The sequence below is a fragment of the Pseudarthrobacter phenanthrenivorans genome (assembly GCF_036455295.1).
Classification (GTDB): Bacteria; Actinomycetota; Actinomycetes; order Actinomycetales; family Micrococcaceae; genus Arthrobacter; species Arthrobacter phenanthrenivorans_C.
Genome location: NZ_JAYXNX010000002.1, coordinates 369,944 through 390,853, shown reverse-complemented (window position 1 = coordinate 390,853; position 20,910 = coordinate 369,944). Strand labels below are relative to the sequence as shown.

At 63.7% G+C, this 20,910-nt stretch carries 17 protein-coding genes; 3 read left to right on the top strand and 14 right to left on the bottom strand.

Annotated elements, in window-relative coordinates; all coding sequences use genetic code 11:
* Nucleotides 1-117: 117 nt before the first annotated feature.
* From VXJ37_RS04190 to VXJ37_RS04160, 7 genes are all read right to left on the bottom strand, one after another.
* Nucleotides 118-1,146: a DUF4192 domain-containing protein gene (locus tag VXJ37_RS04190; RefSeq protein ID WP_331321791.1), complete on the bottom strand. Its 1,029-nt coding sequence runs from the start codon at nt 1,144-1,146 to the stop codon at nt 118-120.
* 941 nt (nt 1,147-2,087) lie between these two features.
* A complete protein-coding gene (locus VXJ37_RS04185) occupies nt 2,088-2,996 on the bottom strand; it encodes a GGDEF domain-containing protein (protein WP_331321790.1) in 909 nt (302 codons plus the stop codon).
* Complete coding sequence (locus tag VXJ37_RS04180; protein WP_331321789.1) at nt 2,993-6,430, bottom strand: response regulator; 3,438 nt, start codon at nt 6,428-6,430, stop codon at nt 2,993-2,995. Before VXJ37_RS04180 ends, VXJ37_RS04185 begins: the two co-directional genes overlap by 4 nt.
* Nucleotides 6,431-6,815: 385 nt before the next feature.
* On the bottom strand, nt 6,816-7,184 hold the full coding sequence (locus VXJ37_RS04175) for a DUF7793 family protein (protein WP_331321788.1): 369 nt from the start codon (nt 7,182-7,184) through the stop codon (nt 6,816-6,818).
* 420 nt (nt 7,185-7,604) lie between these two features.
* Nucleotides 7,605-7,757: a hypothetical protein gene (locus VXJ37_RS04170; protein WP_307311752.1), complete on the bottom strand. Its 153-nt coding sequence runs from the start codon at nt 7,755-7,757 to the stop codon at nt 7,605-7,607.
* A 175-nt stretch (nt 7,758-7,932) separates the two neighbouring features.
* Complete coding sequence (locus VXJ37_RS04165; protein ID WP_331321787.1) at nt 7,933-8,676, bottom strand: GAF and ANTAR domain-containing protein; 744 nt, start codon at nt 8,674-8,676, stop codon at nt 7,933-7,935.
* Nucleotides 8,677-9,264: 588 nt separating this feature from the next.
* The gene (locus VXJ37_RS04160; RefSeq protein ID WP_331321786.1) at nt 9,265-10,335 is read right to left on the bottom strand and encodes an FUSC family protein; all 1,071 of its coding nucleotides are present in this window, start codon (nt 10,333-10,335) and stop codon (nt 9,265-9,267) included.
* A 108-nt stretch (nt 10,336-10,443) separates the two neighbouring features.
* Here VXJ37_RS04160 and VXJ37_RS04155 point away from each other — a divergent pair, with 108 nt between their 5' ends.
* Nucleotides 10,444-10,998, top strand: a complete 555-nt coding sequence (locus tag VXJ37_RS04155; RefSeq protein WP_331321785.1) for a MarR family winged helix-turn-helix transcriptional regulator — start codon at nt 10,444-10,446, stop codon at nt 10,996-10,998.
* 469 nt (nt 10,999-11,467) lie between these two features.
* Complete coding sequence (locus tag VXJ37_RS04150; protein WP_331321784.1) at nt 11,468-11,899, top strand: hypothetical protein; 432 nt, start codon at nt 11,468-11,470, stop codon at nt 11,897-11,899.
* A 309-nt stretch (nt 11,900-12,208) separates the two neighbouring features.
* Here the strand turns inward: VXJ37_RS04150 and VXJ37_RS04145 are convergent, their stop codons facing one another.
* The 6 genes from VXJ37_RS04145 to VXJ37_RS04120 all read right to left on the bottom strand — a co-directional run bounded on the left by VXJ37_RS04145 (nt 12,209) and on the right by VXJ37_RS04120 (nt 18,687).
* The gene (locus VXJ37_RS04145) at nt 12,209-13,348 is read right to left on the bottom strand and encodes a hypothetical protein (protein WP_331321783.1); all 1,140 of its coding nucleotides are present in this window, start codon (nt 13,346-13,348) and stop codon (nt 12,209-12,211) included.
* Nucleotides 13,349-13,594: 246 nt separating this feature from the next.
* Nucleotides 13,595-13,786, bottom strand: a complete 192-nt coding sequence (locus VXJ37_RS04140) for a hypothetical protein (RefSeq protein WP_331321782.1) — start codon at nt 13,784-13,786, stop codon at nt 13,595-13,597.
* A 107-nt stretch (nt 13,787-13,893) separates the two neighbouring features.
* A complete protein-coding gene (locus VXJ37_RS04135) occupies nt 13,894-14,997 on the bottom strand; it encodes a Zn-dependent alcohol dehydrogenase (RefSeq protein WP_331321781.1) in 1,104 nt (367 codons plus the stop codon).
* A gap of 117 nt (nt 14,998-15,114) precedes the next feature.
* Nucleotides 15,115-15,891: an IclR family transcriptional regulator gene (locus tag VXJ37_RS04130; protein WP_307310031.1), complete on the bottom strand. Its 777-nt coding sequence runs from the start codon at nt 15,889-15,891 to the stop codon at nt 15,115-15,117.
* 166 nt (nt 15,892-16,057) lie between these two features.
* Entirely contained in the window at nt 16,058-17,218 is a 1,161-nt protein-coding gene (locus tag VXJ37_RS04125) for a fumarylacetoacetate hydrolase family protein (RefSeq protein ID WP_331321779.1), read from the bottom strand.
* A complete protein-coding gene (locus VXJ37_RS04120) occupies nt 17,215-18,687 on the bottom strand; it encodes an aldehyde dehydrogenase (NADP(+)) (RefSeq protein WP_331321778.1) in 1,473 nt (490 codons plus the stop codon). The genes VXJ37_RS04125 and VXJ37_RS04120 overlap by 4 nt, the downstream gene beginning before the upstream one ends.
* A gap of 133 nt (nt 18,688-18,820) precedes the next feature.
* Between VXJ37_RS04120 and VXJ37_RS04115 the strand changes: the two genes are divergently transcribed.
* The gene (locus VXJ37_RS04115) at nt 18,821-19,576 is read left to right on the top strand and encodes an IclR family transcriptional regulator (protein ID WP_331321777.1); all 756 of its coding nucleotides are present in this window, start codon (nt 18,821-18,823) and stop codon (nt 19,574-19,576) included.
* Between the two features lie 31 nt (nt 19,577-19,607).
* On the opposite strand, the gene VXJ37_RS04110 is transcribed toward VXJ37_RS04115, so the two are convergent.
* Nucleotides 19,608-20,840, bottom strand: a complete 1,233-nt coding sequence (locus VXJ37_RS04110) for an alpha-hydroxy acid oxidase (RefSeq protein ID WP_307310022.1) — start codon at nt 20,838-20,840, stop codon at nt 19,608-19,610.
* Nucleotides 20,841-20,910: the final 70 nt, after the last annotated feature.

Sequence of the window (20,910 nt, the reverse complement as noted above, 5' to 3'; positions counted from 1 at the left end):
ACCCCCGGGCCCTTCCCACCGTTAGCCTGACGTAACGCAGGATATCTACCGTTGATGTGACGCTTAGCAGGTGAGAGATATGCGCAATCGGCTTAATCGCACCAGCCTTGGCTGCGTCTAGTCGAAGGGTAGTGCTTTGTAAGCGGTCTTCGTATTCATGTTCCAGCCGGCGACGAGTCCTGAGCCGATCATTTGATCGCTGAGGCGTGCGAGGCGGTAGGCGGGGTTGGCGTCGAGTGCGAGTTGGAGGAATTGGTGTGCTTTGCTGCCTCGTCCTTCCCACCAGTTGATGTAGCCGATGGTCGTGAGGACTGGTGCAGCGTGTTCTGGGCTGGTGCGGGGGTAGGCGTGGAGGAGGAGTTGTTGGGCCCATTCAATGCGTGACCATTTCGGTGCGGCGTCGGTTTGGGCGAACAGGATGTCTTGCATGGGTTCGTCCAGGCCCGGGATGTCTGCAATAAGCCGGTCGCGGATAGCAGGGAATTGCAGGTGGGCGACGAGGGCGTGGCAGTCGTCATCACTGGGGTATGAGGTGGAGTCGAGCATGTCGGCCCAGAGTTTCCGGCCGTTACGGACTGCATCGCGGTCTTCCTGGTTCCTGATAGTTTCCATGTGCTGTTCGACTGCCTTGGCTTTGGTTTTCTCGTGATTTGTGGCGGGGAGGGTGAGTTGGTTGGTGGGTTGGATGGCGCTGCCGCGGTAGATGAATTCGGCGTTGATGGCGCTGGTTTGGGTGTCGCTGACGGGCAGGGCGAGTTCGTGGCCGGGCTCGCTGTCGTAGGGAGAGAAGGTGTCGTCTCCGACGAAGAGGCCGTCGCGGATGGTGATGCCTTGTTCGGCGAGGACGCCGGTGAGCGCGGCGATGGTGCGGGCATGGGGCCTGGGCTGCCCGGGTTGGGCGGGTTCGCTGGTGTACAGGGCGAAGAGGAGTGATGTGGCGGTGGTGTCGGATGTGAGGTAGTGGGCGACGGTGCGGGCGTAGGGGAGTTCCTGGCCGGGTTGGCGGGGAAGGTCGATGCGGAGGGTCGCGCTGACGCTGTTGTCGTTTAGGGTGATGCAGACGAGGCTTTCTTTGGGCCAGAAGCCGAGTGTGTGCCCGATGAAGCTGAGGACATCCGGTGGTGTTTTGATGGTGAGCTTTTCCATGATCCTGTTTCTTTCACCCTGGGTTTCCGTGGTTGTTCTGCGTTTGTTGGTGGTGGGTGTCGTTCTGGTAGGGGACCACCCGCTGGGGTCAGGGGCCGGAGTGCAACTTGGCGGACCGGCTTCGGGGCCGGAAACTTCATCCGCAGGAACTGCTTCTACTGTGAGTGTGGGGAAGTTTTCGGTTTCGGGGCCGGCGCGGTAGCGGCCTGGTTGCGCGGAGGACCCGCCCAGCGATCATGGGGTATATCAGAATGACAAGCAGCGATGAGGCTTTGTTTATCCATCGCCGTCTTGGGCTCGGGCGCCATGACCTTCACAGATAAGTGGGGATCAGACCACTCGTAGCGATCGTGAGGCCGGCGTGCGGAGCCTCCGCAAAGGGGGGAAAGTGGTGGATTCCAGGATCGCAAATGCCTGTCAATGGGGTGAATCGAATCTGTCAGGACAATGAGAGACCGCATCCCTTGGTGGTTTCCGGATGCGGTCACAAGTTGAAGGCCTCAACGGCCGAAAAAAGGGCTGTGGAGATTGTTCACGTCCCGGCCTCGGATCGCCCTGCCACAGGGTGGGTGTACAGCGTCCATACTTACGCCTGCTTTATGTGAGCCTTGTTCGGCTACCCGGGGGCCGAAGCCGCCAGCATGCCGGGAGAGGAAATCCCCTGCACGCTTCTGGTCGATTACCCGGCTGCCGCTTATCAGGCCGTGTTGGACAGAACTGCGGCCATGCAGCGTTCCGCGTGGTAGGCGTTGTGGCGTGGGCGCACGTCCTCGCCTGCCCGTACGACGGCGGTGGCCTTGCAGGTGGCTTCAGCCCATGTCCTCCGCGCAGCGTGGACACGCCGTACCCTAGGTAGCACGTCTCTCGAGCTACAGTGACTCCTTCGTTTCGTCGGAAGTGGCCCAGGGAGGACAGGCTTGGGAGTGGTGGCGGCGGCTTGTCTACGGTGCTAGTGCGACCCGGTTCCGGCCGCCGGCTTTTGCGGTGTAGAGGGCCGCGTCGGCCTCTCCAATTACGGCGTCGGCGTCAGGGTGCTGCCCGGGGGTGAAGGCGGAGATTCCTGCACTGATTGTTAGGTGGCCCGTCGGGTCCCCGGAGTGGATGATGTTGAGGGCGTGGACGGCGTGAAGTGCCCGTTCCAGCATGTGTTTGGCGCCCTGTTGTGACTGCTTCGGCAGGACGAGGAGGAATTCCTCGCCGCCGTACCGGTACACCCCGTCGCTGCTGCGTGCCGCTGCTGCCAGTGCGGTGCCGACCGCTTGTAATGCCTGGTCGCCGGCCTGGTGTCCGTAGATGTCGTTGTAGCTTTTGAAGTTGTCGACGTCGCACATGGCGAGACAGTATTCCTCCTCGTACCTTTGGCTGCGGGCGTGCACTTGTGTGAGGTCTTCGGTGAGCTTGAGCCTGTTGCTCAACCCAGTCAGGGGATCGGTTCGGGCCTGCTGTGTGAGCATGTCCCGGTACCGGGCCAGGTCGGCGTGCAAAGTGGTGACCCGCTGTGCCACCAGCAGCCGGGTGTGCAGGACAAAAGGGTCCAGCGGCTTGGTGACGTAGTCGTCCGCGCCGGCCTGGAGCCCGGCAAGGACGTCGTCCCGGGACCCTTGGGAGGTGAGCAGCACGATGTAGGTGTACAGGTCTGCCGCCCGTGCCCGAATGGCACGGCAGAGGGCGGGCCCGTCCCGGCCGGGCATCATCCAGTCCGTGACAACCACGTCCGGCTCGTGCTCCAGATACATAGCCCACGCCTCGTCGCCGTCCCTCGCGGTCAGGCAGTCATGACCAGATCGGTCGACGGCGGCCTTAGCTACCAGGAGCGAGCCCGGATCGTCATCTGCCACCAGGATTTTCACGGCGCACCGTCCAGGGCCCGATCAAGTTCGATATTGACGTGCGCGAGTTCCGCTTCGAGTCGGCTGATAAGCTGCCCGGCATGGCCGTGATTTCCGGCCGACCCGATAGCCTCCAGCTCGCCGCACAGGGCCGCGACGGTGGTGGCGCCGATGTTGGCCGCGGCACCTCTGAGTGCGTGGGCCGCCTGGGCAAGGGCTGGACCGTCGTTGTCGTTGATCGCTTGATGCAGGGAGGCGATCCGGGCCGGGACATCGTTGCGGAAAGCTTCTGCTGCGGCCGGCAACAGGCCCAGCCCATCGGATGGCCCAAGGTCACGAAGAGTCGCCAGCCGGCTTTTATCGAGCCCCTGCCTGGCATGCCCGCTGGTGGGTGATGGATGACCGCCCGTGACGGCCAAAGGTTGCTCGGGCAGGTAACTGCCGACCTTGTCGGGGACCCATCGGGCCAGGACTGTTTCGAGGTCAGCGGAGTCAACGGGTTTGGCGAGGTAATCGTCCATGCCGGCGGCGAGGCAGCGTTCACGGTCCCCGTCGAGGGCACCGGCAGTCATCGCGATGATGGGAAGCCGGCTGTTCCCGTCCTGACGGCTCCGGATGATCCCGGTGGCTTCGAACCCGTCCATCACCGGCATGTGGCAGTCCATCAGGACGGCGTCATATTCTGTTGTTTCGACGGCGGCCACTGCGTCGGCGCCGTTGGCGACGACGTCCACGGCATAGCCGAACTTCCCCACTGTTGATCGGGCCACGAGCTGGTTGACTTCATTGTCCTCGACGACCAGGAGGCGGCCGCGGACGGGCCTTTGATGGGAGGGGCCGGTGCCGGTCAGTTCACGCATAGTCGTAGTCCTACCTGCGAGCCGCTCAGTTGGGGGGCGTTGTTCGCGGGTGGACATTAGGCGGATCAGGCGGTTGTAGAACTCGGAGCTGCGGACTGGTTTCATGAGCCATTCCCGGACTCCGGCGTCGGCGATTGCTGAGCCGTTGATCTGCATGGTCGAGGTGAGCATGATGAGTTCGATGCTGGCCAGGGCAGGGTCAGCTTTGATGGCCCGTGCCAGTTCCAGGCCGTTGGTTCCGGGCATGCATAGGTCCAGGACCGCAAGATCAAAGGGTTCTCCCCGCTCTGCGGCCTTACGGGCGCTGTCCAGGGCGGTCTTGGCGTCAGGTACGGCGTGAGGTTGCAGCTTCCAGCCGCGCAGCTGTGACTCCAGTACCAGGCGGTTGGTGGCATTGTCGTCCACCACCAGTGCGCGCATGTTGGTGAGGATGTCTGCGGTTGGCAGGGGATCGGTGGACGGTGGCGCCACGGGCAACGGGATCCGGAACCAGAAGGTACTGCCTTGTCCCGGCACGCTTTTCATCCCGATCTCACCGTTCATGGCTTCGGTCAGGCGGTTGCAGATTGCCAGCCCCAGTCCGGTGCCACCGTAGCGGCGGGTGGTCGAGGCGTCGGCTTGGGAAAATGATTCGAACAGCCGGGCATGCTGGGTGGGTTCGATACCGATTCCTGTATCGCGGACTTCGAAATAAATCGTGGCAGCGGATCCGTGCCGGGCATCACCTGTTTCCGTCTTGACTCGGATGGCGACTTCTCCTGCCGCGGTGAACTTCACGGCGTTGGAGGCCAGGTTCAACAGGATCTGGCGGATCCTGCCTGAATCTCCGATCAATCTGCCGGGAAGGCCTGGCTCGCAGTAGGCGATGAGTTCCAACCGCTTGGCTTGTGCCGGTTCCGCTAACAGCGCCGCGACGTTCTCAACCAGGAGCCGGGGATCGAAGGGCCGCAGGTCCAGTTCGACTTTGCCCGCCTCGAGTTTGGAAAAATCAAGGATGTCATTGATCAAGGCCAGCAGCGCTTCACCGGCGCCTTTGACGCCTTGGGCGTATTGTTTCTGTGTTTCATCCAAAGGGGTGTCGAGCAGCAGGGCAGTTAATCCCACGACGCCGTTCATCGGCGTGCGGATTTCATGGCTCATGGTGGCGAGGAATTCGGATTTGAGCCTGCTGGCTTCCAGCGCGGCTGCCCGTGCTGCCCTGAGTTCGTCCTCGACGGCCCGGCGGAGAGTGATGTCTCTGGCGATGATCGCAATCCCGAGTAGGTTCCCGTCTTTTTGGATTGGTGAGACCGTCGCGGAGACCGGGATGACCGTCCCGTCTTTCCTGACGTGTTCGGATTCGAAGTTCATCGCGTCGCCGCTGTCCCGGAGCCGCTCAAAGATCTCCTGGATCCTGTCGGCGCTGCCCGGGGGCAGGAGGATTCGCCCGTCGCGGCCGATGACCTCCTCTGCGGAGTAGCCGTACTGCCGCTCGGCGCCGGGGTTCCAACTGGTGATGAGGCCTTCGGGGGTGGTGCTCAAGATGGCATCCGTGGACGAATTCACAATGGCGCCCAAACCTTCAAGCTCTGCAGTGCGGACGGCTACTTCCTGTTCCAGGCCTGTGGTCAAAGTGATGTTCTGAACGACGATCAGCACTTGGCGGATCAGGATGAGGACGACCGTGGTTCTGGCCACTACCAACAGGAAAGTGCTTAGTTCCTGAACGTGGGGTCCTGCGACGACTACGAGGGCCACCAGGATAGGCGCGTAGGGGAGCAGTTCCAGGGCCAGAGCGAACGCCTTGCGCTCGGGCTGCGGTCTTTGCGCGTAGGGGACAAGCGGTGCAAGCGCAATCAGGAGAAAGGCGCCAATCCACCCCACCGCCAGGGGCGATCCTGTGACGCCCGTGACGCCGTCGAAGGTGAGTCTGATGTACGTGCTGTCCGTAATGGTCAGGGCGAGCAGCCCGCTGCCGAAACAAAGCCACGGGAGGCGTTCTCCTGGTTGCCGGCGCATGGCAAGGACCAGCACCAGACAGGTCATGACCACGTCCACTACGGGGTATGCGACGCTGACCAGCACGGTCAGGACGTCGCCATCGGAGCTCAGGGCCGGCCCGAGTGCGGTGTACCAGCTGATCGCCAAGACGGAGCCGGCGATCACCGAGGCATCAAGGGATGACCTGACCCAGCCCACCCTGGTTGTGCCGGCTGGACGTTTGAAGCTGAAAAGCGCGGCGGCGGCAGGCACGGAGTACGCGAGGAACAGGACGTCGGCAATCGAGGGAAAGGGATATGTGTTGTTGTTGGTGAGGCCGAACAACGTCCAAAGCGCCTGGCCCGCAGCCCAGGTAAACGCGGCGACGGCCAGAAGAGACCACGCCCGCGCATTCTCACCGCGCCGAGCGGCCCTGCTGCAGCTGATGCCGGCCATCAGGGCAGCGGCAAGGATGAAGAAGTCGCCCGTTACCCTCGCCTGCACCGTTCCGTTGTTCCAAAAGAAATACAACGCGAGCGCCCCAAGGAGCAGGGCAGCACATCCAACGAGCCAAGCGAGCCGGGCCCCCCGTCGGCCGATACGCCGTCGCGGTTCCTGGAGAACGTTCTGAGACACGTGGAGCCCTCCCAATAGAGCGTCTCGCACCCGAAAAAATCTGAGACCCGGGCCGCCCGCAGAAACGGGCGGACGCGCACTCTAAAAATATAGCTCTCTCGACTCGAACTGACCGCTTCATTTGCCTGCGACTCTGCCTTTCAGCCGCGGCGCTTAACGCCTTCACCGGCCGAACCAATCGGTCAGGGAGTCCGTTTCCCCTTCTTCGCGCTGTCCTAGCGCAGCCCGGTCGCAAACGCACGTTTACGGCGGCCTTTGCAAATCCCAGGTACGCGGGGAGACCGCATTGGTCAGCGACTATTACGGATGCAGATGCCAGGCCGGGGCGGAAGAGTCGCCTGCGGGGCGCATGAGCGTAAGCATCACTGACCGGGTGCCGGTTGATTCACTCGGTCAGCCAGGTTACCGCCTCGTCCACTGATGTGAAGAACCGCGTCGGACATGAATGGTCATGCTGTGAGGCATAAAAGATGGCTATGACCTCGTCTACGGGACTGGCACCGACGAGGGCCATCCGCGCGAGCGGCCACGGCGCTGCAAAAATCTCTCTGGCACGGCGACCGACCCACTCCAAGTTGGACATTTCCACCAGCATTGGGAGGGCCCGCCCAGAACTTATCTCGACCGCGCGGCTCTTCATGGCGGTTGCTTCGGTTGCAGTGACCACTGCTCCGGGTGTCCATCGAACATGCAGGTAACCGTGACGGGAAAGATCAATGGTCACGACGTTACTTTCCTGCCCATTCAGTTCCACGACAACTCCTCAGCACCCGTACGCAAGCCGGCCTACTGAAGTCAGCGGGCCAGAAATCCTAACAGTACGTTCCCCGGGTCCCTTTCCACATCATCTTTATGGTTTTTAGGCAGTCATTTAGGCCCCCTGCAGGGGTGTGCGGTGCATGCTCATGCTGGGTGGAGGCCTGGTTGAACGCAATGCCCGCTCGCTCGCGATGGCTTCGAAACACTCGTGGACGGTACTACTTGCGTGCCCAGACGGACCGCTGTCCTCTACATAGGTGCGCTGGGCCGCTTGGGGGATCGTTTGTCTGACGTCTCAGGCCCGTTCAGACGTGCTGGAGTCACATTTGCGCATCCGCCGTTGGGATAATCCTGATGTGTCATTTGGATCAGGTACCTCTGGTGGCGGCGGGTACAGGCTGTTGAAGGTTAGGGGTCAGGCGTTGGTCTTGCGTTTGAGCCACGCCCATACGCCGGTAGCGACGAACAGGATCAGGCCGATGATGGCGAGCCAGAGAAGTCCTTTTACTACGAAGCCGACGATGGACAGTATGAGCCAGAGGACCAGAAGGCCGATGATGATTCCCATGACTACACTCTAGACCTGACCTGTAGGAATGGGTCGGGCCCGCACGGCCGTTTCGCGGACCATGGCGAGCGGCTAGCGACATCAGTGTGTGAAGAGTCTTACGCAGCGGGTCTTTGTGAACCTAAGGAGATTCGAACTCCTGACCCTCTTGGATGTGAACATCGCGGTCCTCCGATTAGTGGTCGAAATGAGTGTGGATTGATGCGTGGGTGTTTGTTTTTGCCACGTATTCGGCGGCGACGTCGCGCAGTTTGCGGTTCCGGTTGTTTGATTCCTCGCGGAGGGTTTGCAGGGCCGTGTCCTGGCTGCAGTGGTGGCGTTCCATGATGGTGCCTGAGGCGAGATCGATGATGGTGCGGGACCGCATCAATGCTTCGAGGTTCTGTTGGGCGCTCAGCAACTGCGCGGTGCGGACGGCGAGGCGTAGGGACTTGGAGGCCTGCGCCCCGTAGGTTTCGGCACTGGCAATGTCGTCGTCGGTGAACGCTTCCCTGTCTCCCGCGTACAGGTTGATGGCGGCCCCTGCGTCATTGTCCAGGGGCAGTGGGATGGAGAGGATCGAGCCGATGCCTTCGGACCGGGCAACAGCGCAGTACCGTGGCCACCTGCGCTCCCGGTCCAGGTCGGGCACGTAGACAGTGACCTCCTCGCGTAGGGCCGTGAGACAGGGGCCGTCCCCAAAGTTGTATTGGAGCTCATCCATGGCTTTTACCTGTGGGGCGCAGGTGGCAACAGTGGCCGGGAGCTTTTTTCGGACCAGGGTTAGTCCGCAGAGCACGGCGTGTCCGGGTGCAAGCGTTGCTGCTGGGTGTTTGACAAGCTCGTCGAGCATGTTGGCCACATCGGCTGACTCCAGGACCATGTCCTGCAACTGCTCGGCGATACCTACACGTACCGGATTCTTCTGCCTGTCACCCACGCCGTGCCCTCCCCGATTACCAGTAGCCGCCAACTAGTCGAGCCACGATGAACGGGAAAGAGATCGGTAATCCCCGAGCTTCGTCGCTGATTTTGGTGTTGTCCCTGGGGTCCAGCGACGCTGCCGGGTTCCGAAGGGGTTGAGAGGGTACGTGGTCCACACCCAATCACAGCCGCTGGGCACATCCCGTGGGTTACGGCCCTGACTCAGGATTGACAGGCGCGGTCGTGTTCGTGCCCTGGACCGCAGTTCCTGGTCGATGCGGTGGCGAGATGCGCGCACGGAAGAAGAGCACGAAGCGGTCATTGACGAAGAACGCCCGGTCGTACTAAACGAAGCGGTCCCCGTTGACGGTTCGCCTGGGCAAGGAAACCATCACCGACGAACACGCCGTCACGGAAGAAGTCCGCAAGGAAAACATCGAACTTGATGACGGCGGGCGTACCAACCGCTAGTTACCAGCCCACCGGAAGCAACTCCGACAGGCTGAACCACGTTTGGTCGGCCCTCAATCACCTGAGGGGGACCGTTCGTGGTTATTTTGCGCACAGGCTAGGGCGCCTTGTCGGTGCTAAATCCTGGCCTCCTTTACACGTGGTCGAGCAGATGATCGCGCGGTGGGGTCCGGCTCGTAGGAGTGCGCCTTTCGTGGGTGATGACGGTGGCGGCCAGGGCGATGGTGAGGCCAATGACGGTTTCAAGGGCGCGCTGAGTCAGGAGGGTGCCTATCGAGGCTGGCATCATGAGATCGCCGAGCAGAAGGGCCATTGGGGTGAAGAAGATCAAGCCGAGGCTGTAGTTGCGCCCGGTCGTCAGCTCGGTGCACGCCTGGAGCGCGGCGATCACGATGATCGCGGCATAGCTGTTGGGGTGGGTGGCCAGGACGAGGGCTGCGACGCCGAGGCCGGCGGCGGTGCCGATCACCCGCTGGGCAGCGCGCGTGAGGCGGGCGTGCAAGTCGGGTGCTGACATGGGGACGGATGCCGTGACGAAGGTCCAGTAGGGGTGGCCGATGCCGCTGGTTGCGACGGCGATGCCGGCGGCCGCGATTCCGAGCAGATAGCGGGCGGCGTGGCGGCGCACCGGGTCGGACGGGCGTAGGCGACGCCGCGACAGCCGGTACCGCTCCGGGTCGCCGCCGGCGCGGGCGGTGCGACGGGGGAGGGCGAGCAGCAGCGCGAAGACGGCCGCGCCAGCCGCAGCGAGGGCGGCTACGGGCACCGTGCTCATCGCGATCGGGACCGTGGCCGAGGCCGTGAGGGCGAAGACCGGGTTGAGAGCTCCGGCCGGATGCCATCGGCCCAGCTCGGCTAGCACTACCGCGACGGCGGCCCAGGCGGCCGCGACCGGGACGAGCAGCCAGAGCCGGAACGGGACGGTCGCCACAAGGGCGCCGACGACGACGCCGACCACCAGCACCACGCCCGCCTGCGCCTGCATGGCCAGGCGAACCCGAGCGGGCTCGTGTCGGCCGTACAGGGCGGTGAAGGCGCCGATCGCCGCATACAGCAGCAGGTCGCCGTGGCCGGACGCCATGCAAGCCACCAGCGGCATGAAGATCGACAGGCTTGCGCGCAGGGCGGTCCAATGGGCCCCGGCATGCGGACCCAGATCGAAGACTGCCGCCCACCCGGACCGCGTGGGGGTGAGCTGCGTCATCTTAACCTTTCGAGGTGGTACAGAAATGAAGTACTTTAAGGTTACTACACAAGTGAACTACTATGAGGTTTGACGAAGACGACTGTCCCAAGGCCGCGGAGGAGTCGGATGGATCAGGACGCAGACGGCCTGCCCGCTCAGGGCGACCTCGTGGACCGGATGCAGCTGGAGTGGGCCCGGCTGCGCCCGGACCTCGACTTCACCAGCCTCGGGGTGATCCACCGCGTGTTGCGCGCTTCCCGCCTCATCCTCGAAGCCAGCGACGCCTTCCTCGCCGACTACGGGCTCACCCGCGGCGAGCTGGACGTGCTTTCCGCGCTGCGCCGTTCGGGCGAACCTCTGAGCCCAACGACGCTGGCCCAGACGCTGCTTGCCCCGCGCTCCGCGATCACCATGCGGCTGAACGCCCTCCAGAAGCGGGGACTGCTGAGCCGGACGGCCAACCCGGCCGACGGCCGCTCGTCCCTGCTCGTCCTCACCGACACTGGCGCCGCGCTAGTGGACGAGGTGATTCCCGCCCAGCTCGCCCTCGAAGATGCCCTGCTCGCCGAAGCCCCGCCCTGGGCGGTCGATTGCTTGGCCGATCCCCTGCGGGCACTGACATCCATGTGGGAGCAAGGACGCGGCCACCAAGCCGGGCCCAGCAAGGACCGGCGACCGTAGGCGTGTGCGCTCATGCCGTATTTCGCGCGGCTCCCCGTCGGCGGCGCTCACGCTGCGGCAGTAAGTCCACGTCGGGTGTGGGCCCGGGACCGGTGGCGGAGGGTGGTCGCTGTGTACCCGACTGGAGCCAGACGGTAGCTGGGGTCGTGGTGTACTCGAACGACTTCGCCTACCGTCGGGACCGGGCTGAGGGGCCTGGACGAGCTCTACGCGCCAGCGGGATGGGAACAACGTTGGCTTCCATGTGTGTGGCGAGGCGGCGGGGGAGTGCTGGCGGCACCGGATGGCGGTTCGGTTCCATCCCCTGACCTGCCACAGGGGGCTGTAACGCTGCACCGTCTATTTGGGGGGGGGTATGCGGAGCGACCGCCCGGTTCTCTTACTCCCTGAGCAGTACTGCTCCGGGAGTAACCCCGGATACCTCCCCGGGACGATGCGGGACGTGCCGCTGCTGATTAGCGTGGCTGGTATGACAACCATCAAGAACTCCGGGCAGGGATTTTCCTCGGATCGCGTGCGCCGTGGCGTCGCGTCCCTGATGCTACTTGAGGCCCTGTCATTGGCCGTGATCTCGGGACTGCACCTCTCCGGTGTCATGGGCGGCGGCGCCAAGCCTTACAACCCTGGCGCTGCCGGGATCGCCGAAGCAGTCATTGGCGTGATCCTCTTTGCCGGCGCCATGCTGGTCAGGCGCAGTCCGGCGCGCGGGCGCGCAGCCGCGGCCGGGGCAACGGGTTTCGCTATCGTGGGCTTCCTGGTCGGGCTGGGTTTTACGCTCAGCGGCGGCCAGTCTGCTGACGTGGCCTACCACGCTACGGTGCTGCCTTTACTGGTCGTCACCCTGGCGCTGTCACGCCCGAAGACCAGGGACCGCCGTCGCTCGGGACACGCTCACGCCTAGGTCGTGATCAGCGTGAAGGCCCCCTGGCACCGGGATTGGCAAAGTACGCGAGCAGCTCGAGTGGCCTGTATAAGTTGCCGCTGCACGCGCCGCCTGGCTCCTTGGTACGGCACAGTGCCTCAGACTGAGACCTTCCACCGACCCTTCAAGACTGGTAGGCGCTGGCCTTAGGTGACGGCGTCTGACACTAAGGGGCAACAGGTCCTCAGTGCATCCGCACCTGGATGGAAACGGCTCAACGAGGTATGACGGCTCCGGACAAAGGGCATGCCGGGGCGGATTGGACTCTTGCGACTATGGCGTTTTCCCCTAGGTATTCGGAGCCGGCTGGGCCGCGATGTTCCTGTAAAGGTCCGAATCGTATGTCGTATGGCCATGGTCGTCGGTGACGTAAACCTCGAAAGTGAAGGTAGTGTCGTTGTGCTCAAGGGTGAACCGGATGGCGGGATTCTGAACGGAAATCGTCCCTTCTGAGATGATGCGCCCGTACTTCTGCTCCGGGACGGAAAGTTCGGGCCCTTGCTGGGATGGGTCACGGATGAAGTATCGGACTGTGTACGGGGCGGACGGCAGCGACGGTAGAGTCGGGAAGAAGGTGAAGTTTCTCGTTCCTGGCTGGAACTCGCTGGCACGCCACTGGTAGCCGGTTACTGCTGGTGTGAGGTGGTCGTCGAGGTCCCGGATCCCGGTGCGATTCGTTTGGGCGTCGGCGCTGTGGCTTAGCCCCAAAGCCTTGGACGCTGGGGCAAGCCCGAAGCCAAGGCCCAGTCCGAGCCCGATGGAGACGAGGGGGACGAGGATCGCGACGAGGCGCGCGCGTCGCAGCAGACCGGTCCGCACGGATTGACGGTGCATCTCAAGGACGGCCGGCAGAGCCCCGGTGGTGACAGCTCTCGAATAGGGGCTGCTGACCGAGCGTGCCCACGCCTCGATGAACGCGGCTCGGGGCGCCAGGTCCGCTTCCGTGCCGCCGGCCGGGTTCCAGTAGGACAGGAACTGCAGCGGAACGTCCCGGAGCCTGTCGCGGGTGTCCCTTACGGTGAAGGTTGGCACCATCCGATATTGGGGACCTCCGCGGCCGGGGTAACGGTGCAGGTAGGGATGGAAGTCTTCAAGCTGGGCCCGGTCGACTCGAGTACATGCGAAGAACGCAGTTGTCACAATTGCCGCATCCGTGGTGAGAGTCACCCATTCCCCGGCGTACCACAGCAGGAAGGCGCCGAAAACCGCTGAGACGATCGCCGCGCCCAGAATGAGACCTTCGGTCCGCGACGAGATGATCGTGCTGTCGCTCTCGTTTACCAGGATCGAGCCCGCGATCGCGGCAACGGCGAGTACCAGGAGCCCCAGGGCCAGGGTCGCGGCCGCCCAGCGCGGCATCCGCATGGCACGGATCCGCGCCGGCAGCTTATCCTCGCGGAACTGGTCGCCGACTTTTGGAACAAACATCCCATACCCCCATGTTTCGCTCGCCCTCCCACAGGAGACGGAGGAGCCGAACTACATCGCCGCGTAGCCCATACGACTCTCCTTCGACCAGGGCAGTGGCGACTTGCTAATCGTAGGGTCAGGAAGACCTAGAGTGGGCGTCTTGAGGCTTTCTTTATCGAAAACTTCAGCACCGCGCTCTTTGTGAGATTCCCCCAAGAACCACTGCAGGCTATTCATGAAGGCGCGCCGCCAGGGACAGCAGGCTCACAACTTCCCGCAGGGGAATGCTGGTGTCCAGATCGGACGGACCAGGAAGGCCAGGGCGAAGGACGCCAGGGCCAGGACTTTCCTGATGGTGGGTTCGTTGGACGGGAAGAACAAGGAACCGAACACCAGCCCTGACATGCTTCTATAGAGGAGGAAGCAGCCGCCTTTCGATTGTGCTGCCGACTGCACGGCCCCGGAAGGCGCCTTTCCGGTATCTGTCCGGGACCACGACCTGTGGAGCGGTGACAGTTGCGGGTTGTCTCCTGGGTGAAGACCTTCGGCGGTGAAGGTATGGATTAGTTGCTGCCCATCAGAACCACCGAACGACCGATGTTTCCGTCGGTCAGGGATTCGAATGCTTCGTTGATCCGGTCCAGGCTGAACTTCTCCCCGATGAGGGCATCGAGCGGCAAGCGGCCCGCCAGGTACATGTCGAGGATCTGGGGGATCTGCACTGAGAGGTTTGAAGAGCCGTACAGGCTTCCGCGTACCGATTTTTCCTGCTGGACCAACTGGTTCAGAGGCACCTTGATCTCCGCTTCGGCGTTGGACAGTCCCACCACGAACACCGTGCCCCGGGGACGAAGTGCCACCACTGCCTGGCGAATGGTCTCGGGCCGGCCGATGGCCTCGGCAGCCCAATGGGCGCCTCCGCCGGTGATCTCGTGCACGCGCGCCGCGAGGTCGTGTTCGCTCGTGTTGATCGTGTGGGTCGCTCCGAGCTCGCGCGCCTTCGCGAGCTTTTCGTGGTCAATGTCCGCAACGATTACGGGGTAGGCCCCGACTGCTGCGGCGCCGATGACCGCCGATAGCCCCACTCCGCCGGCTCCGACGATGAGGACAGACTCCCCGGCAGGGGCCCCCATTCCGTTCAGCACCACGCCCATCCCAGTGATCACTGCACAACCCATGATGGCTGCGACATCGACGGGAACCTCTTGCGGGATCTTGATGACGGACTCGCCGGATACGACGCATTCCTCCGCGTAGCAGGACACCCCCATCAAGTGGTGGACGGGCTGCCCGTCGTGTGACAGCCGCGTTCCGCCGCGCAGCAGTTCGTTATGGGTGGCGTGCACCGCGCCAAGGCGGCAGAGCGCGGGCGAGCCGCTGGTGCAGTACTCGCACCTGCCGCAACTTGGCCGCCAGGTCAGAATGACCTTGTCGCCGGGCTGGACATGGGAGACCCCGGCTCCGATTTCCTGGACGATGCCCGCACCCTCATGGCCCAGCACGATGGGTGTCCGGCACGCCAGGTCCTGGACCATGTAGTGGTAATCGCTGTGGCAGATGCCCGCCGCGTCGACGCGCACGCGGACTTCGCCGGGGCCAGGTGCCTGAAGATCAAGATCGACGACTGCAAGCGGTGCGCCTGCTTGGTTCATGATTGCGGCCTTCACCGATCACTCCTTGTTGCTTAGCTCTCATAGTCCCGTGCTTCGGATCACGGGGGACCGGCATAAGCATGCGACCCGGGGCGCCGTCGTCAAAATCTTCCTCTCACTGAGTGAGACGTCCTATAGTTTGGCCCAATGTGGCGCTGCCGCCATTTGGCGGTTCAATCCCAGTGTGGCTGCATGGACAGCTGGACCGACCAGCCTCATTTCCACCACCCCTACCGGAGCGGTGATGGAGATGGCGGCCACGGCCGTGCCGTCACCACGCAGGATGGGACTCGCCGCGCAGGCCAGGCCGGTATGGGATTCTTCCCGCTCGTAGGCGATACCCTCACGCCGGGCCAGGTCCAGTTCGGCGCGTAGCTCATGGGGGTCGGTGATGGTGCTTGGCCCGATCTTTTCCAGCTGGCCTTTCAGGAGGTCCTCGACCAAATGGCCAGGAGAGTGGGCAAGCAGGGCCTTGCCACCAGCGGTGGCGTAGGACGGTACGCGTCCACCAACGCGGGACGGGATGGTGAGGTCCCGATACTGGCCCCGCAAAATCTCGATATAGACGACGTCGTTACCCTCGAGGACGCCCAGTTGGACCGTCAGGCCAGTGGCCCGCCGGAGGTCGAACATTGTTGCCAGGGCCAGGTGCCGGAGATCCTTGGGTTGCTGTGCCATCTGCCCCAGTTCAAAACAACGGATGCCAATCTGGTATCCGGACGGAACCCGGTTGATGAAGTCGTGCCTGGCGAGTTCTGTAAGTATCCGGGCCGTGGTGGCCCGGGAAAGGCCCACCCTGCGTGCGATTTCCCCTCCCGTCAGCACCGGTTCTTCGGGTGTGAACACCTCGAGGATCAGGGAAACGCGTTCGATCATGCTGGCGGCGGGTGCCGGTTGGGTTGAAGTCACACCGAGAATTGTTGTCTCGGTGAGTGGGACGTGTAAAGCCGGGCTCCCACCGCACGAATGGTTGCGCGCCTTGGGCGAGAAGGCATAGCACCCGCCTGGTGAAGACGACGACACCTACACCAGACGGGTGCCCGGGGGACTTTTAACGACTCCTGCCGGCCATTTCCTAGCTCAACCGGGAAAGGTAATTCGTGAAATCCCGGATTCCATAGGTCCACGGAGCCAGGTCCTCGGTTTTGCCCGTCGTGTTGACGAGAGCTCCCAGGTGCCCGCTGCGGATGGTCACCGTGTCACCTTCTTTATGGGTAAAGCCCAGGCCGGGGGCTTCGCGGTCCTGCGTGGGTGCGAAGAGGGTCCCGGTGAACAGGGCAAAGCCATCGGGATACTGGTGGTGGCCCCCGAAAGCCGCGCCGATGAGCTCTTCGAAGGACCGGCTGATGCGGGAGAGGCTGTTGTTCCCTTCAAGCCGGTAGCCGTCCGCTCCTTCCACCGTGAGGGTGATGTCCTCACCCCGCAGTGTTTCGAGTGAGAAGTCCTTGTGGAAGAGGCGTATGAACGGGCCAATGGAGCAGGAGGCATTGTTGTCCTTCGCCATGCCCAGGAGCAAGGCGCTGCGGCCTTCCACATCCCGCAGGTTGACATCATTGCCCAGGGTTGCACCGCGAGCCCGGCCACGTGCGTCGACAACGAGCACCAGTTCCGGCTCCGGGTTGTTCCAGTTCGAGAACGAGGGGATGCCGATGTGCGATCCGAACCCGACGCTGGAGAGGACGGGGGACTTGGTGAAGACCTCGGGGTCCGGACCCAGGCCGACCTCGAGGTACTGGGACCACATTCCCTGTGCCGTGAGGACGTCCTTTACCTGCCGGGCCTCCGGGGATCCGGGTCGGACGGAGGCGATGTCAGCGCCAAGAACCGAGAGGACGGACTCCCGCACGGTTGCGGCCTGCTGGATGTCGCCCCCGCAGCGTTCCTCGATCACGCGCTCGATCATGCTGTCAACGAAGGTCACACCGCAGGCTTTGATGACCTGGAGGTCAACCGGGGCCAGGAAATGGGCCTTGGTCGGCTTTGGGGCGAGCGATGCCTCAACGAGGGTCGCGAGGCTCCATCTGGGGGAGTTCTGCGCCGCTGTGATGAGTTCGGCAGGGTCCTCGAGGTCCATGAGTTCCGAGACGGTACGTACCTGAGTGGTATGGTCAAAGACCTCCTGGCCCCGGATGGACACGATCCGGGGGCCGCCAAACTCTGGGTCCCAAATACGGCCTACGAGGAGTGCTTCATCGGCGTCCGCGGGCAGGATCTGATCTGCGGTAACAGGGGTCATCGTGCTTCTGCTTTCTGTCCGGCAGGTTCATGGATTCCGTCCACGCGCCGTGCAATGTTCCAGGGGTTGTCCTCACGCAGCGCAGGCGGAAGCTGTCCGGGCGCGAACGAGTCATACGCCACCGGGCGCATGAACCGTCCGATGGCTGCCGTGCCGACCGAGGTGGTGGAGGCGGCCGTGGTGGCGGGGTAGGGGCCGCCGTGCTGCTGCGCGTAAGTCACGCTTACCCCTGTTGGCCAGGCGTTCCACACCAGGCGTCCGCTCCGTTCGCGCAGCACGGTCAGCAGGTCATCGAGCTGTTCCTCCGGCTGGCCCTGGACGGTGGCCGTGAGCTGGCCCTCCAGCAGCCGGGCCAGTTCGGCGAGGTTGGTTCCGGGACGGTAGCGGATCAGGAGGGTGGCGGGGCCGAACATCTCCTGCTCCAGCAGCTCCGGTTGTGCCAGAACCGCCTCCGCTGTGGTGGCCAGGACCGTGGGCCGGGGTGCTTCGGCGCTGTCGCCCCGCACCAGCACGTCCACGCTGTGGGCGGACCGCACCTTTTCCAGCGCGGCGTCGAAGCCCTCGCGCAGCTTCGGGCTCAGGAGCGGTGCCACGCTCTTGCCATCGAGTTCCCGCTGAAGAAAGCCGGCCACACCGTCGGAATCCTGCGCGGGTGCGAACAACAACCCCGGTTTGGTGCAGAACTGGCCCATGCCTGCGGTGAAAGAGGCAGCGTAGCCGGAAAGAATGGCGTTCCTGCGCGTAGCCCAGGCCTGCTCCGTGACGAACACCGGGTTGATGCTGCCCAGTTCTCCATAGAAGGGAATGGGGGTGGGGCGGCGGCAGGCCCGGTCGAAAAGGGCGCGGCCGCCGCCCGTGGAACCCGTGAAGCCGATCGCCTTGGTCAGCGGGTGGTCCACGAGTGCTTCCGCTGCCTGCCGTCCCACCACGGCGGAAAAGATTCCCTGCGGCGCTCCGGCTGCGGCAAGGGCTTCCTCGACGATAGCCGCGGTCCGCAGGGCCAGCTGCAAATGTCCTTCATGGATCTTGTGCACCACGGCGCAGCCGGCGGCCAAAGCGGAGGCGGTGTCGCCTCCCATCACGCTGAAGGCAAAGGGGAAGTTGGAGGCACCGAAGACGCCCACGACGCCGAGGGGCACGTTGACCTTGCGCAGGTCCGGCCGGGGACCCATGCCCCAGTCCGGGTCGGCGTGGTCAATGACGGCGTCCAGGTGCTCGCCTGCAAGAATTTCGCTGCGAAAGAGGCGCAGTTGAAAGACCGAGCGCTTCAGTTCGAAGCGCAGCCGGCCCTCATCCAAATGCGTTTCCTGTGCTCCGAGGCCCACAAGCTCCTCAGCGTTTGCTTCCAACGCCGAGGCGATGGACTCGAGCCAGGAGCCGCGGACATCCGGTTCCACCTCGCGGGCTCTTTCGTAGGCCGCATGCGCCGCCACAATCTGGTGTTCGACCTGCTCGGGAGTTGATTTCATCTGGTTTTCTCCTGAATCTGTTTCTTGTGCACCCACATCATTCCTCCTTCTCGAACGACGTGCGATATTTCGAACGATATGCGTAGACTGGAAGCTGCATTGAAGCCGTGGCTCCCTACCGAAAGGACACAAAGTGCCCCGTTTGACCCCTGCCGTCGTCAGGAGCCTTGACGTGTTGGAGCTGTTCATGGATGCCCGCCATGGGCTCTCTGCGCCGGAAGTCGTGCAACGAACCGGGCTTCCACGGACCACTGTCCATGAGCTGCTCACCACCCTGACGGAGCGCAAATACCTCCGCCGGGACGATTCCACTGCCACCTACCATCTCGGACTGAGCGTTTTCCGGTTGGGCAACGCGTTCGCCGAGCGACTGGACCTGCACGCCGTCGGGCTGCGCGTTGCCAAGTCCGTGGGCAGGGAGTGTGACGAGACCGTCCACGTGGGAATCCTCGACGGTGCCGACGTGGTGTACATCTGCAAGGTGGACAGCACGCAGTCCGTCCGCATGGTGTCGCGCATGGGCGGCCGCGTTCCGGCGAGCTGCACTGCCGTGGGCAAGGCCCTCCTGGCGTACCTGCCCGATGCCGAACGCAAACGTGTCTTCAAAAAGGGCCTTGCCAAACTGACCCCTAAAAGCATCACCGAGCCCCACGCGTTGGCCAACGTACTGGACGAAATCCGCGCCTCCGGGCTGGCCTTCGAGTCCGGGGAATCCAACCCGGACGTTTCCTGCGTGGCTGCGCCGGTGCGGGACCACACCGGCGCGGTCGTGGCGGCCCTGAGCATTTCCGTTCCGGACATGCGCTGGGAGCAGCGCCCGGTGGAGGAGTGGTCGGCGCTGGCGGCCGACGGCGCTGCCCGCTTGAGCGCGGAGCTCGGCTACCGCTGAGGGCCGGGACAGCCGGGGGCACCCCCGGCTGTCAGCCTGCCAGTGCCACATGATCGCCAGAGATGCCTGCAGTGGTCTTGACGCCCAGCAGCTGCATGGAGCGCACGTACTGGGAGCGGAGGATCTTCACGGCATGGGCGGCGCCGCGCTCGCCTCCGGCCATCAGGCCGTAAAGGTAGGCCCGGCCCACCATTGCCGCGTCCGCACCGAGGCCGACGGCGGCCAGCACGTCACTGCCGGACATGATTCCGCTGTCGATCAGCACTGTGGGGTCGGATCCTAGGGCCTCCCGGACCTGCGGGAGGATGCGCAGGATGGTAGGCGAGCGGTCCAGCTGCCGCCCTCCGTGGTTGGACAGGACGACGCCGTCGCACCCCAACTCCACAACACGTTCGGCATCCCTGACGGTCTGGATGCCCTTGACCAGCAGCTTGTGCGGCCACACCCTCCGCAGCCAGGCGATGTCGTCGAACGTCAGGGCGGGATCGAAGACCTGGTCCGCAACCTCTGCGGAATTACCGCCGAAGCCCCGGAGTGAAGCGAACTCGATGGGCGGGGTGGTGAGCTTGTCGAACCACCAGGAAGGGTGCAGTGCCATGTCAGCGAAGGTCTTCGGCGACAACGTGGGCGGAATGGTCAGCCCGTCACGCAACTCCCTCACGCGGGCGCCACCCACTTGGGTGTCCACGGTGACCATCAGCACGTCGTAGCCGCTGGTGAGCACACGCTCCAGCAGGCCCTCGGTCTTGCTTCGGTCCTTGGCGATGTAGAGCTGGAACCAGTTGTTCCCCTCGGGCACCGCTTTGGCGAGGTCCTCGACGGTGGTGGTGCCCACCGTCGAGAGGGTGTACGGGATGTTGTTCCGGGCCGCTACCCGAGCCACTGCCTTTTCGCCGTCGTTGTGCATCATCCGTGTGTAGCCGGTAGGCGCCAGGACCAAGGGGAAGTCGATGGTCCGGCCAAAAAGCTTCGTGGATGGATCGGGATCCGAGACATCGCGAAGGACCGCCGGGGAGAACTCCACGTCCCGGTAAGCCTGCCGGCACCTGGCGAGGGTGATCTCTTCTTCGGCCGCGCCGTCCGTGTAATTGAAGACAGCCTTCGGAGTGGTCTTCTGGGCCATGGCGCGCAGGTCGGCGATGGTGAACGCCCGGGCAAGCCTTCGCTGCACGGGATCCATCTCAAAGCTGCGGAACTGGAGAAGTTCGCGGATCTCGGACCACTTGGGCAGTTGACGGTCCTCCATGTGGAGCACCCCTTTCATGTTCGAAATTTAGCACAAAGGTCGGCAAGTGGAAGCCGCTGAACTGGCCCGGCAATGCAATCAGTTAGGC